This is a genomic window from Microcoleus sp. MON2_D5 (genome assembly GCF_036701905.1).
Classification (GTDB): domain Bacteria; phylum Cyanobacteriota; class Cyanobacteriia; order Cyanobacteriales; family Microcoleaceae; genus Microcoleus.
The window spans coordinates 1-13,049 of the sequence record NZ_JAUBRM010000128.1 but is presented as its reverse complement, the minus strand read 5'-3'; the positions used below and the strand labels follow the sequence as shown (position 1 = coordinate 13,049).

Below are 13,049 nucleotides of genomic sequence, written 5' to 3'. Positions count from 1 at the left end.
TATTAATGTATCAACTCTCCCCAGAGTTGTCAAGCGTTTTGCCAAATTATTTTTGATTTTTTTTGAACCTATACACAACAAGGGTTTCGGCTCTCCTTCACCGCTCGGCTATCCGAGCGCTGACTCTTCTTTTAACTATGAGCGCTTTTTTTAGGCCACAATACGGCTTTTGGGCGGACTATTTCCCGCGCATGGGTAGAAGAACTCAGTCGTTCAATATGATGGGGTTTACTTGGAGTATAGGTAAGGCAAAGTTAGAGTGTAAGGTGTGAGGCTGCATCATGGGGTTAGGATGACAGAAGCAGGCTGGTGCATGAGTCATATATGTGTAAGTGGTGTCTGTATTTCTTGGACTTTACTGAGGGACGTTTGGATCTCAGATTGAGCCGATCGCCCTTAACAATTCCTCTGATGCAAAATCCGGAAGTTGACACGACGCGGTACTCTAACCCAGATCAAACTCCCAGAAGTCGATCGCCCGCAAATACACTCTCCTGAATTACACCCCGAAACTCCTTCAGTTACGCCAGTTATTAGCCTTTGACGATCGAGGGCGACTTGCTCTCCTCAACATCTACATCTAAAAAGTGCAAGTGACTTTCTTCCTCAGTATTGACAGCAATCACCAAACCTCTATTGCCCCAGGGAGCTATCGCCCGGGGTGAGGCGGGGCTGCTAAAACTCCCTACTTGAATCCCTTGACTGTTTAACACTTCTATCTGCCCCCTAACATCTGCCAACACCCATCCCCAATTAGCCACACAAGCAGACACGGGCAAAGTTTCAAGAGGAATTCGTGCTACCTTGAGCGGCCACAATTTCATCAACAGCACCGCCGCTTTACCACCTTGAGGAATTCCCAGCAAAGTATAAGGCTCAGGTGTCAACAGCATCTGTCCCACGCTGGCAGACAACCGCACAGAACCCACCGACGTGCCGCGGCGAGTGTAAACTCTAAAAATAGTTTGGGGATTTTTTGGTTCGTTGTCCGCCCAAACTGCTAAGACGTGTCGCCGATCCAAAAACTTTAATTCTGGTAAATAGTGTTCTGGTAACGGGACAGTAGCGATCAGCTTCAGGGCTTTTTTCTGATTGCCAGCAGTGCTGTTTGCAGCTAAAGAATAAAAACGCAGTTCGCCCGGAACCGCTACTGTCAACCAGTTGCCGTAAGAGTCTACAGCTGCTTTTAAAGCATCGGAACCTTGCCTCAAACCCATATCCAGCAAGCACTGAGGCTCCCAAGAGCGCTCATTGAGCCAGTAAAGTTTTTGCGGAGTGAGAACGCAGCAGCCGTTGGAAACAGGTAAAATGCCGCGCACGATTTCCGGCATTAATGAAATAGAAATAGACATTTCTTCTGTAACTAGCTGTTTTCCCGGCTGAGACCAAACCTTCACCTCTGTACCTACAGCAGCATAGAGATACGTTTCAGTGGCAATTAAAGCGGTCAACGGTGCTGGAAGTATCAGTGGCTGGGGCTGCGAAAGCGAATAGCGCACACTCCGAAGTAAATTAATCGCCGACAGTGATGCTTTTTCCTCTTCAACTTCTAGCAAAGACTCAGTTTCAGACTTCAGGCTTTTATCACCACTGGTTGTGGGGTTTTCCCAAGGAATAATGCAGTCGCCCAATTGCCTGACAGCGGGGTCGTACATGATCAGCCGCAGAGCTTGAGCCATTTGGGAAGCACTGGCAAAACGGCGGGCTGGCAGCTTTTCTAAAGATTTTTTGACTATTGCTTGCAAAGGTTCGGGGATGGCGTCGGGAAATTGCAAGCGTTGATTCAGGTGCGCCCACCTCAAGTCTCCGGGGGTTCCCCCGAAAGGGCGGTAGCCCATTAGCAGTTCAAACAGCAGAATTCCTACTGCATATATATCTGACATCGGGGAAAAAAGACCGTAAAACCGCTCAGGGGCCATGTAAGCGGGGGAACCTACGGTAGCGTCGGGAGAAATTTCTTGGTGGAGGCGAGTGGTACCAATTTCTGGCAGCCTACGCGCGATGCCAAAGTCAGAAAGTCGGGGCGACCAACCTTTTGCTCCTAAAGTTAGGAGGATATTTTCGGGCTTGATGTCGCAGTGAACAACGCCTCGGCGGTGGGCGTAGTCTAAGCCGGCTAAAACTTCCATGACTAGCTGTAAACCTTCGAGCAGACGCAAGGGGCGGTCTTGTTTGAGCAGGTTGCGGAGGGTTCCTCCCTCGCAGTAGTCCATAACCAAGTACCTGCCTGTAGCTGTGTGTTCTAGAGCTCGGCAGGTAACAATGTTCGGGTGCTGCAAGGTGATCAGAAACCACAGCTCTCGCAAGAATTCGCTAGTTGGGGCTTTTTGATGACTAAGTTCTTTGAGAGCAACCAGTTGGCTGGTGAGGCGGGAGTCCTGGGGGGGAGCTTCTCGAAGGCTGGCACAAAAAACTCGACCAAATTGTCCTTGTCCGACTAGCCCTAAAATGCGGTACTTAGAATGTTGCATCGGTCTAATTATAGAAAAAGCTTGAGCTAGTATTAAAATATGTAAATAATTCTGACAAAAATTCAAATTTTTGAATCGCTCGCCAGGTACAGCCTATGTTATCTCAGGTTCATTCTCAGCCTCCTTGAGAGCGATCGCACAGTCGCACCTACTAAAATCATTGAGCTTCGGAATCACTATCAATCTTGCCGGATGCCGATACCCGCTCGGGAACTACCTGTGGCTGCTATTTTAGTCGATCGCGACTATTACAGTTTTTTCAATGCCATCTAGAAAGTATCTAAGGTTTTAGCTTTTCAAGGCTAAGCTGGGGAATCGGGGCGAGGGAACAGCGATGACCAAAACAGAAGTGCGGTTATGCCATAGGGGTTAGAGAGCCAGAAGCCGATGCTGTCGTCAAGGCATCTTAACCTTTTTGAGTGTTAGCCAAATTTTTTTGCGCTTTGAATAAGTTGATCGTAACTTGCTAAATACTGAACTTGACAGGAGCAAACATCAATATGGTTAAAATTATTAAACTAGATCCAATTGCGGAGGAAATAGCAGTCGAAACCCGATCAAATATCCTGTCTGCCTTACTTTCCAAAGACTTAGACGTTCTCAAGGAATGCGGGGGGCGGGGAATGTGCGCTACCTGCCATGTTTACATTAAAGAAGGCATGGAAGGCTTGTCGGACATGAACCGGCGCGAGAGAAGGACGTTGGAAGTCATTACTACGGCTAAAGCCAATTCGCGACTTGCTTGTCAGGCTCAAATTATGGGCGAGGGTGTGGTTGTACAGTTGCCTGCAGGGATGTACATTAATGCTATTGAAAATGTCGAAGCTCTGATCGGCCGCCGGGCCCAGCAAGATTTATTACACCCAATTACGGGTCAAGTAGTTGTAGAATCAGGTAAGTTAATTACTCGTTCTATCGTTACACAGCTTAATGAAACCCGCTTTCAAGTAGGACAGTATTTAGTTCGGACTAAAGAAGCTTAAAACTGATATGTTTGTATTTTAGTAGTAGAGAAAAATCTATGTTGAGCCAACTTGCGCGTTTGAGCATGGAAGCAGACGGACGCTACGCCAGTGCAGAAGAACTCCAATTTTTGAAAGACTACTTTCAGTCTTTGAATCACCGGATGAGTGCTTATAAAAAAATTCAAGCCTCTGAAACAGAAATTATACGGCAAGTGGAAGCACAAATGCTGTCTCTAGACCCTAGTTTATTTCGGCGGGGGGCTAACGATGTCACTGAAAAGTGCCGTGGAGATATTGTGCAGGTGTTGAGGCATTCGGCGGCAGCACTGTTGATTAATGATACGGAACGATTGCGCGATCGGCTACTACTTTGGTTGCAAACTATTTTAGGCGCTGTTCAAGTTAGAAATAGTGCAACCGTGACCTACGAGGTGATGAAAAAGGTCCTCAAACAATATCTCACGGTGGAAGAAAGGAACCTATTTTTTCCGATTCTGGACATCAACCGCACTTTACTCGGCAAATAATCAAGGGGGTTGACAACTTAACGCCGATAAACTGTGCCATTAGGAAGAGTGGCTCCAATCAACTTCGCTCCCGTCAAATCCGCCTCAGTGAGAATGGCTCCCCGGAGGTTGGCTCCTGTCAAGTCAGCTTTCTGCAAGTTGGCTTTACTCAGGTTAGCTTTGCTCAAGTTAATTTCATGCAAACAAGAATTAGAAAGGTCGGCATTGATCAGGTAGGCTAGACTCAAGTTGGCTTTGCTGAGGTTTGCCCCGCTCAAGTTAGCTTCCATCAGATAAGCACCGCTCAAGTTGGCTTCGTTTAACAACGCCTCTGCCATATTAATTCCAGTTAAAAGTTTGCGGCTCAAGTCTACACCGCTGAGGTCTGCCCCGCTGAGGTTAATACCGCTTAAGTGGCTGCCATTCAAAGTAATGTTTCTCAGGTAGGTTTTGCTGAGGTCTGCTTTGCACAAATTGGCTCTATCCAAGCAAGCTTCGCTAAGGTCTGATCCGATCAAGCACGCGCCGTTTAAATAGGCTTGAGTGAGGTTAGTTCGCCTGAGATTAGCTTTCAAAAGGTTGGCTTTGCTGAGGTTAGCACGGGTTAAGTTGGCTCCCGCTAGGTTGGCTTTGGATAATTCGGCTCCGGTGAGCTGTGCTTCGGTCAAGTCTGCCTCTTTCAGACTCGCTAGACTTAAGTAAGCATCTTTGAAGTTTGCCCCGTTGAGATTGGCTTTAATCAGATAGGCTTTACTGAGATTGGTCTCGGTGAGAACCGCTTTGGTGAGGTTAGCGGCGCTCATATCTGCACCTATGAGATTAGCATTGGGAAGAATTGCTCCGGTCAGGTTTGCCCAATTCAGATGAGCTCCGGCGAGGTTGGCGCCGGTGAGATTGGCACCGATGAGATTGGCGCCGCTCAGACTAGCTGCCATGAGGTTAGCACCGGTGAGATTGGCTCCGCTGAGGTCAGCTTTGCTGAGATTGGCTCTGCTCAAATGGGCTTTGGTGAGGTCCGCCCCGCTGAGGTTAGCACCAATTAAGTAGGGTCGTTGCTGGTGTTGGTTGAGGTTTGCCAAAATTAGAGTTGGGGCATCGTTGGAACGGAATAAATCGATCGGACTCAACACAATGCCGCGCAGATTTGCCAGTCTAAAATCTCTTTCGCCGGCTGCATATCGAGTTAGAAGTTCATTGGCGTCCATTAAGTTCTAGCAAAATGTTTGAGGTTTTGATTGCTTTTAAATTTTATGAGTTTCTAGAGTAAGTTATGAATTTTCTAGCTGCTCGTTATAATCAGGTTTTATTTAAATTGCTAAAACCGGATTTTTTGACTCAGGCTCTTTTTTATTATTTAACTCACAGTTTTGATGATACAGTGGATAATATGGCTGCCCAACAATCATTTGACAGCTATTAGCAACAAAGTAATAGCTGTCAAATTAGTCAGTTTTTTTGGAAAAGTTGACTGAGAATAGCTTCATGATCTTTTCCTTCTTCGACCATAGAATCGCCAGGTTGTAGGCGATCGCGCAGTCCTAAAATAAAGCGGTTGCAGTCCGAACCCAATGATTCGCAGGATGTTTGCAGGCAGTGAAGTTCTCGACCCGTAAGCTGACTAAAGAACGCACTTAAAATACCTGCTTCTAAAAAACAGGCTGGTCGCTTAGACTTGGGGGCTGTTTTAGCAAAAAGAGAGTTAGCAATTTTTACTATTAAAAATCCATGTTCCGAATAGCTGGGGTCAAGCTCAAAGGTTCCCCATCCATGAGTTTTCCAACACTGCTGCAAGGACTGAAGAAATTCTACCATTTCCATTTCAGAAACTGGCTGACCGTAGTATTCGCTGACTTCTTCGCAAAAACGCACGTAGAAGTTTTTACCCCACCAGCGACCGCAGTTGAAAAGCACGAGGCGGGAGGCTTGACCTGTTTCTTGTTCTAAGCCGATATAAATGGCTTGAATCAGTGTTTCTGGGAGTGCTAAGAGCCGATCACCCCGGCGGTTTTCGAGGAGACCGAGTTCGAGGTCGCCTCGGACGTAGGCATCGCTGGCAAAGTAGTTTCCAGGGAGTCGGGGCTGTTTGAGTAAGTCGGCAATATTAATCATCGGAAATTGGGAATTGGGAATCGGGAATTGGAAATTGGGAAGAAAGCTGATTATTTATTACCTGGGTCAATAATAATTGACTGTGCTTGGTCGAAAAATGGTTGCAATATAGCGCGGGCTTGCTCGGAAAGCAATTCTTTTAAACGAGTTTGCAGCAGATTGCAAACAGTTGCTTCGATATTGTGAGTTTGGTGGGCTTCGACTATGCCGGAAAGCCAGTCTACAAGGCGCTGTTCTAGAAAATTTTGATCGTTCAGCAGCATAGCCATAGCGCAGTACCGCAAGACTAAAACCCAGTGTTTGAGCGATCGTTCTAAGGTTTCTTGCTTTTCGTCGGGGAATGTTTCTTGTAGTTTGTTGGCTACTGGTTGGAAGATGCTTGCTTCCTTCTCTCGCAAAAATTCGTAAATTTTTAAGCGCTGGACAAGGGTTACAGCTTGACGCTTAAAAGCTATGAGTTCTTCGCCTTTTAAAAAGCGGTTTTCTGCCTGATCCAGCAGCGCCTCAATCTCAGGGTGCATGATTTTAATTAAGTGGTAATCGGTAATTGATAAAAGGAAGGAAGTTCGGCAACGAGCAATGTACGGGATTTAACGGATTTAACTAATTGATTTTGAGGGATGAGGAAAGAGGGGTGAGGGAAGATGGAGGAGGGATTGCCCTATTTTTTATTTTCCATTACGTACAGAGATTAAAACAGGTCAAATAGGTCATCAATGGTGACTTCTGCTTGTTCAGAAATAGAAATTACTGGCAAGGGTGGCGGTAGGGGTAGGGCACCTACTTCCGGAATTCCTTCCCAAGAAATAGCTTGAAAAAAGTCTGCTACTGGCTGGGTTAAACTCAGAAGTTGACCGGGGGTCGAGCCAGTTGGGGTTTCTAAAGATTTTCCCAGCCAATTATAGTGACCAAAGAATTCTTGGACAGATTGGTCCAACCATGAAGTTTGACTTTTCATCTTTCTTCCTGCCTGGAGAAATCCACCATCGCACTTTCAATCGCGAAATTGGTGGGAGGAAAGGCAGGGCAGGGGATGTGCCTTTCCAGGTTGTTTACCGCAATATTTCACCGTGTTGCAGTCGATTTTGAATATCGCGGGCGTTGGCACCTTCGTTGAGCCAGAATGCTGCTGCATCAATTTTATCTGGGTTGCCAAGCAGGAACTTGCAATAGGTTTCTCCCATTGAGTAACATTGGAGTTCTATGCAGCTCAGAGGCTTTTTGACTAGAGAGCCGAAAAAACCGGCGAACAAACCAGCGTATAGGTGACAAACCGGTTTGCCTACGTCTCCCAATGTGCGAGCAACTGCTGAGTCAAAGAGGTTGATGAAGATGCAGCCGTGTTTGCGATCGCTCATGTCCACTTCCCAGCGACCCCAACCTTGAGCCGTGAAAGGCCACCACCAAGTTTCTAGCAGAAACATGAGATTTGACTGGCGAATGTTCTGGCTGTATTCGGCACTAAACCATTTTTGAAAAAATTCGGAATCTTGGAGTCCCCACTGGCAACCAATAGTATACATGATGACAGAGGACGCGGGGCCGACTTCTTCTTCGAGCCCCTCCACCAAACCAATAATGAAGTCTTCGCTGGTAAAAATGTTGCGCGACTGATTCCAGTCGTCAATTGTACCCATCTGGCGATCGAAGGCAAAAAAATCCTGAAACCTATAGTGGCTGTGAGTTTTAGGATGCTTTTGCTTCAGTAGCGATTCGCTGTGGGTGGAGATTTCTTTTTTAGCGGTAGAGACCATTGGCGGGTTATTCCTTTTTCGTGTAGTTTGGTGAAAATTAGAGTCAAATAGACTAGCCTGTGTATCCAATTTAACTTTATTTTTCTAAAGGCAGGCACAGGGTATAAATTTTCACTGCAATATAAAAATTAAAAATTCTAGGATGCTAAATTTGGGGGCTTGTTGGGAGTTCTGCCTTCGGACAACTGCTCTCTGAGTGCTGACGAAAGTGGGTATAACCTTAAACGGCTATGTGTTATCGTTTTGTGCAAGCTGTCCACTATATATATAGGGCATATGGGGATGAAAAATCACGCTTGTATTGCAATAGGCATCAATCAATATCAGTTACTCCAGCCTTTGAGTTATGCCCAAGAGGATGCAGAGGCTCTGTACGGTTTTTTGACTGAGGAGGCGGGTTTTGCGCCGGATGGATGTCTGCTGATGACCGATAGCTCGCCGTCGCTGTGGGGTCAATCTACATATCCAAATCGGGAAAATATTCTGAGATTGACCCAAAGCCTCTGCGCGGAACATGTGCAACAGGGAGATTTACTCTGGTGTTTTTTTAGCGGCTACGGTGTCAGCTATGAAGGTAAGGATTATTTGATGCCTGTTGACGGCAATCCGGCTGACATTCAGGGTACGGGGATTCCGGTAGAGTTGCTGTTGAATACTCTGAAAAACGCTCCTACGGAAACGGTATTGGTGCTGGTTGATATGAACCGCAGCCAGATTGTGAAAGCGGGGGAAACGATCGGCTCTCAAACGGTCGAGCTGGCGCGGGAACTGGAAATCCCAACGGTGCTTTCTTGCCGCCCGAATCAAGTTTCGCGGGAAACTTCGGCTTTGCGTCAGGGGTTTTTTACGACGGCGCTTTTGGAGGGGCTACGATCGGGACAGTGCATGACCATTAAGGGTTTAGACCGTTTTTTGAGCGATCGACTGCCGGAGCTGTGTGACCACCATTTGCGTCCGAAACAAGAACCTTTGATGGTGGTGAATCCTCCGGGGAAGGCTAATTTGGTGATTTTGCCGGATGCTTCAGGGGTACCAACTTCTGCGTTGGCCGGACGCAACGGCAATATGACGATTGGTACGGCTGATGGGTTCGATCGCCCGCAAATGGCGACAGCTACGGCTCGAATAGATCTGCCTCCGGCAGTTCGCAATGCTCAGGATTTGCCGGTGGAGAAGCCGCCTGTGTCGCAGCCAAATGCTGTGGCCCCTGCCGATCGGGGGGGCGATCGACCGAACTTGCAAAAGCCGGAGGATGAGCATAACGGGGGGTCGGATAAGTCATTTTTGCAGCAGCTAGTTTTATGGAGTTCAGCTACGGCTGTGGTGCTGCTGTTGGGTGTTTTTGTGACGAACAAATCAATTTTTGTTGGTCAGCAAGAAGGAGATCCTCGATCGCGGACTGAAAATGCCCAAAACTCTGGATCTCAAAAATTTACTGGTACTGGGGGATCGCAGAACCAACCGCGGGCGGTGCAAGCGGGGACTGGAACCAAGCAGCCACCATCGAGCCAGCAGGTGTGGGCTGAGGCGAAAACTTTCCTCAAGGATGGTTCGGCTTCTAGTTTTAATAAAGCAGTGGTTAAGGCTCGAACGATTCCGGCTAGCGATCCGCTCTACCCGCAGGCTCAGCAGGATATTGAGCGCTGGAGTTTGACAATTTTGGATATAGCTAACGGGCGGGCTGCTCGGGGCGATTTCCAGGGGGCGATCGGGGCGGCTAAATTGATGCCTGATGTCAATCAGCCTGTTTACAATCAGTCGAAACAGGCGATCGCTCAGTGGGAGGAGCTATCCAAAGACCAGGATGTAAATATTGCTTTGCTATCGGCTGCTAAGGGTCAAATTAAGCGGGGGGTTGCCTCTTCTTACAGTAAAGGCATCCAGCAAGCTAATAAAATTCCACCCGGTCAGCCGAAGTATGAAGAAGCTCAACAGTTAATTGGAGAATGGAGCGAAAGTATTCTCAAAATTGCTCAGTTGCGCGGTTCTCAAGGAAAGCTTAAAGAGGCAGTTGAAGCTGCTTCGCTGGTGCCGTCGGGTACTCAGAGTTATCAGCCTGCTCAGAAAGAGATCGCCAATTGGAAAACTAAACTCCAACGCCAGAAAAAAGGTTGATTTAGTTGATAATTTCTCGGTTTCTCGCCGGGAAATTATCTTAGCGACTGGCCGAAATAGGTCGATAGGTCGCTCGATACCTCTTGATACTGCAAAAAGAGATCTACACATCGATAATTTAAAACCAATAATTTTATTAACCCTTGCCCCTCCGCAACTTCTGCGTGAGGGGATTTTATATGCTGCCTGGTCGGTTCGTTTTTGTAGAGTGAAAGATATCTTATGGGCTGGTTAATTGGGGTTGCGTAATAGCGGGATGATTTTAATTTTTTTTATGGGATGGGTTCTCGTATTCCGAAGGCGTGTATTTTCACAGCAGGTGGGAGGCCTAACCCCTACTCCCCACAATAATCCTCAAATGGTGTAACGTCGGTTAATTAATATCTTTAATTCACGTGCAGAGTTCCATAAACCGACGCTTCCAACTTCAAAAACCATTTTTTTAAAACAATAAAGATGGCTGTAAAGATATTTATTTGAAAAAATAAGTCGATCGACAAGTCGTAAATGACTTAATTTTAATGAACCATTAAAATAGTTAATTTTTGGATTGTAGCAATTAGAGTTATTAGCTTAATATCGAGTTAATCATTACTTTAAGAACTAGCCAATTGGGCAAGATTTAATTGCTATTAAACGCCAATGACCAAAGCAAAATCGCCTTAAATAATAGGGTATGCAGAGTTAATTTGTTTTACCCCTCTTGGTGGGCTATTAGGAGCGGTCAAGGGGTGGAAGACTGTTTAAACTTGTGCTGTTTTTAAATTCTTAGCATTGAGCGATATGTTATGAATTATACAAAATGATCAGTTATTGGCAATTCTAGCGAACGAGCGATCGCCCCTAAGGAATTCAGGAAACAGATTCACCGCCAGACAGCACAAAATACCTGGATTGGCAAGCTGCGAGTCTTCCTTTCCCCGGACATCGCTAAGCTGCCTTAATTAACATAAATAAGGGCTTTGCAAGAAAATCCAAAAAATATATCCTTGAGAAACAAGAATAAAAACTTACTCGCTTATTGTAGCCCCGGTAACAACACGTATGCCTGAAGTTATAGTCCCCAGCCAAGCCTACGGGACGATCTAAATCAATAGGGTGATGTGGCAGTGTCCGGGTGTTAAGAGGGGCGCTCGAAGAGGAATGTTCCCCGAGCGATCGCTTCCCAATCGGGGAGGGTAAAACCTAGGAAGGCAAGGAGTTGGAGACAATGCTGAACTTTTTGAGTTCCGGAGAGTAGCGTTAGCACTAAACTCTGCCGTATTGTGGAAATTGAGCCAAATTTGTAACAGTTCTTAACTATAAATAATTGTGCCAAAACTGCTAGCATAGTGACACTTTTGCTAGCAAAAACAGATAAAGTAAATAAAGTTGGCTAGCTCTAGACGCCCCGATCCCCATCCTGGGGATGTTGAATCAATTTGATTCATACCAAGTGGTTTTAGAGTTACAATCGGAACCAAAGCATCGCTATTTAACTGAGTTCTTTACTTACTTTTACTTTCAGCTATGAACGTGGATTTTATCAAAGCCCAAGTCAGGTTGCTACAGGGTGCAAGTTCATCGGAGCGAGAAACCCTTATTAAAAACATCGGCGTCTGTGCTGGCGTGATCCGACCGGGAGAGTATGTGACTCCGCAACGGAAGCACGCCATCACTCTATGGCTGCAAACAAATGCGGTTCGCCTCCGACTTCCCCAACTTCCTCTGGACTTATCCGGCCAAAAGCCTTAACAGGGAAGTAATCAAGAGGTAGCTGCAGAATCAAAGAAATTAGTCAATCTTACCTAAAAGTGCTTTTTTATTGAGCTGTACAGGATCAATGAAACACGATTAAGATTGAAAAAATGTTTGTAGGGAAAGTTGGGCTCGAAAACACGCCTGTGGACAAGAAGCGGCCGATCGCCTTGGTCGAAGCAGGAAGTGAGCGTCAAACCTGCTCTCACAGTAGATTTGACTAAGTTTCACAGAACGGATTATTGTGCACAACTATAACCTGGGTTATTTGCTTTTAGATTTGAGATTCACGATTTAGCTCGTATTGGATAAATAGGCTATTGGTGGATCGCCTGAAAAATTATCCTATTCAATAGGTATAACTAATTACAGGGGCAGTCTTTGAACTGCCCTTACTTTTGAACCCCGAGTGGGAAATGCTGCAAGTTACAATAAACGCATCTACTTGCAGATAGAGTTTAGGTAAACTCTCATGTAAGCTGCAGCGCCTCTATATTATCTGTTATGTTCGAGATGGGGAGAGGGGGAGAGGATTGGACGACCTTTAAAAGGGAACTAATATCATCAAACAGAACGAGTTATTACAATTCACTTGCTTTCTAATATATTTTTCCACAAAAATACTGTGAGCAAAAAACAAAAATTTCCTTATTTAGTTGGTTCCCGATGGACTTCACACCAAAAAACTTGGGGGTGGCGACACTTTCAAGTGGTCAACCGAAAAAACGAAGGTAAATGGGTATTTGCAGAAATGGTGGCGGCTTGCGATCCAAGTGTCCGTTTTTGGCTCAACGCCGCACAACTCAAAGACAGATCGCTCTGGCAAGCTGGATGGCAGTCTACGCAAGAATTAGAGGAATTAGAAACAGCAGACTAAAAGACAGCGCTGTGGGGTAGAGTGAGGTAGACAGGGGTAATGACTAATAGCAACAGGGTAAAATAATGAAAAAAAAAGTTGTCTTATTGGTGTGTTTGCTAATTAGTGCTGCATTAGCCGGTGGATTTTCCGAAGTGTCGATCGCCCTTCCAGTTCGCGATCGCAGCAATATTCTGTCTGCCGATATTCCAACTCCCGCAGGGGACTTGTCCAACCTAGTCGTGACTTTACAAGACTTGCCCGCAGGTTTTACAGAAATGCCACCTGCGACGATCCAAAAACTGGTCAGCAGTCTCAATAGGTTGAAACCAGGAAGCGTGTTTGCTTATCAGAAGAACGACGATCAGCAGTTTCAAATAGTTGGAGGATTTACAACGCCACTGCCCAACCGGATCGATCGAGCTACATTTGATGCTCAAATCCGTGAAGGGAGTTTTGCACAGGGTGCATCTCACTTTTGCAAATATATGAAAAAAGCGCCAAAATGAAAAAGCTAGTAAAACTGTGAAAAAAGA

13 protein-coding genes are annotated in these 13,049 nt (G+C 46.0%); 7 read left to right on the top strand and 6 right to left on the bottom strand.

The window, feature by feature from the left end; all coding sequences use genetic code 11:
• The first annotated feature begins 324 nt into the window (after positions 1-324).
• Positions 325-498, top strand: coding sequence for a hypothetical protein (locus QUA47_RS28170; protein WP_333433206.1), 174 nt, complete (start codon positions 325-327; stop codon positions 496-498).
• Positions 499-533: 35 nt separating this feature from the next.
• Here the strand turns inward: QUA47_RS28170 and QUA47_RS28165 are convergent, their stop codons facing one another.
• Positions 534-2,471 carry a serine/threonine-protein kinase gene (locus QUA47_RS28165; protein ID WP_333433205.1) on the bottom strand — a complete coding sequence of 646 codons (1,938 nt, stop codon included), beginning with the start codon at positions 2,469-2,471 and terminating at the stop codon, positions 534-536.
• A gap of 500 nt (positions 2,472-2,971) precedes the next feature.
• Between QUA47_RS28165 and QUA47_RS28160 the strand changes: the two genes are divergently transcribed.
• On the top strand, positions 2,972-3,454 hold the full coding sequence (locus QUA47_RS28160; RefSeq protein ID WP_006635922.1) for a 2Fe-2S iron-sulfur cluster-binding protein: 483 nt from the start codon (positions 2,972-2,974) through the stop codon (positions 3,452-3,454).
• 38 nt (positions 3,455-3,492) lie between these two features.
• Complete coding sequence (locus tag QUA47_RS28155; RefSeq protein WP_190656592.1) at positions 3,493-3,963, top strand: phycobilisome protein; 471 nt, start codon at positions 3,493-3,495, stop codon at positions 3,961-3,963.
• A gap of 17 nt (positions 3,964-3,980) precedes the next feature.
• Here the strand turns inward: QUA47_RS28155 and QUA47_RS28150 are convergent, their stop codons facing one another.
• The 5 genes from QUA47_RS28150 to QUA47_RS28130 all read right to left on the bottom strand — a co-directional run bounded on the left by QUA47_RS28150 (position 3,981) and on the right by QUA47_RS28130 (position 7,805).
• On the bottom strand, positions 3,981-5,147 hold the full coding sequence (locus QUA47_RS28150; protein WP_333433204.1) for a pentapeptide repeat-containing protein: 1,167 nt from the start codon (positions 5,145-5,147) through the stop codon (positions 3,981-3,983).
• A 241-nt stretch (positions 5,148-5,388) separates the two neighbouring features.
• Positions 5,389-6,051 carry a V4R domain-containing protein gene (locus QUA47_RS28145; protein ID WP_190656588.1) on the bottom strand — a complete coding sequence of 221 codons (663 nt, stop codon included), beginning with the start codon at positions 6,049-6,051 and terminating at the stop codon, positions 5,389-5,391.
• 50 nt (positions 6,052-6,101) lie between these two features.
• Positions 6,102-6,572 carry a phycobilisome protein gene (locus tag QUA47_RS28140; RefSeq protein ID WP_333433203.1) on the bottom strand — a complete coding sequence of 157 codons (471 nt, stop codon included), beginning with the start codon at positions 6,570-6,572 and terminating at the stop codon, positions 6,102-6,104.
• Between the two features lie 170 nt (positions 6,573-6,742).
• A complete protein-coding gene (locus QUA47_RS28135; protein ID WP_190656584.1) occupies positions 6,743-7,009 on the bottom strand; it encodes a hypothetical protein in 267 nt (88 codons plus the stop codon).
• A 94-nt stretch (positions 7,010-7,103) separates the two neighbouring features.
• Positions 7,104-7,805, bottom strand: coding sequence for a V4R domain-containing protein (locus tag QUA47_RS28130; protein WP_006635915.1), 702 nt, complete (start codon positions 7,803-7,805; stop codon positions 7,104-7,106).
• A 282-nt stretch (positions 7,806-8,087) separates the two neighbouring features.
• Here QUA47_RS28130 and QUA47_RS28125 point away from each other — a divergent pair, with 282 nt between their 5' ends.
• The 4 genes from QUA47_RS28125 (at position 8,088) to QUA47_RS28110 (ending at position 13,022) form a co-directional block, all read left to right on the top strand.
• Positions 8,088-9,920 carry a caspase family protein gene (locus QUA47_RS28125; RefSeq protein ID WP_333433202.1) on the top strand — a complete coding sequence of 611 codons (1,833 nt, stop codon included), beginning with the start codon at positions 8,088-8,090 and terminating at the stop codon, positions 9,918-9,920.
• 1,509 nt (positions 9,921-11,429) lie between these two features.
• Positions 11,430-11,654, top strand: coding sequence for a hypothetical protein (locus tag QUA47_RS28120; RefSeq protein WP_006635912.1), 225 nt, complete (start codon positions 11,430-11,432; stop codon positions 11,652-11,654).
• 628 nt (positions 11,655-12,282) lie between these two features.
• Entirely contained in the window at positions 12,283-12,534 is a 252-nt protein-coding gene (locus QUA47_RS28115) for a TIGR02450 family Trp-rich protein (RefSeq protein WP_006635910.1), read from the top strand.
• A 65-nt stretch (positions 12,535-12,599) separates the two neighbouring features.
• On the top strand, positions 12,600-13,022 hold the full coding sequence (locus QUA47_RS28110; RefSeq protein ID WP_333433201.1) for a hypothetical protein: 423 nt from the start codon (positions 12,600-12,602) through the stop codon (positions 13,020-13,022).
• The last annotated feature ends 27 nt before the right edge of the window (positions 13,023-13,049 follow it).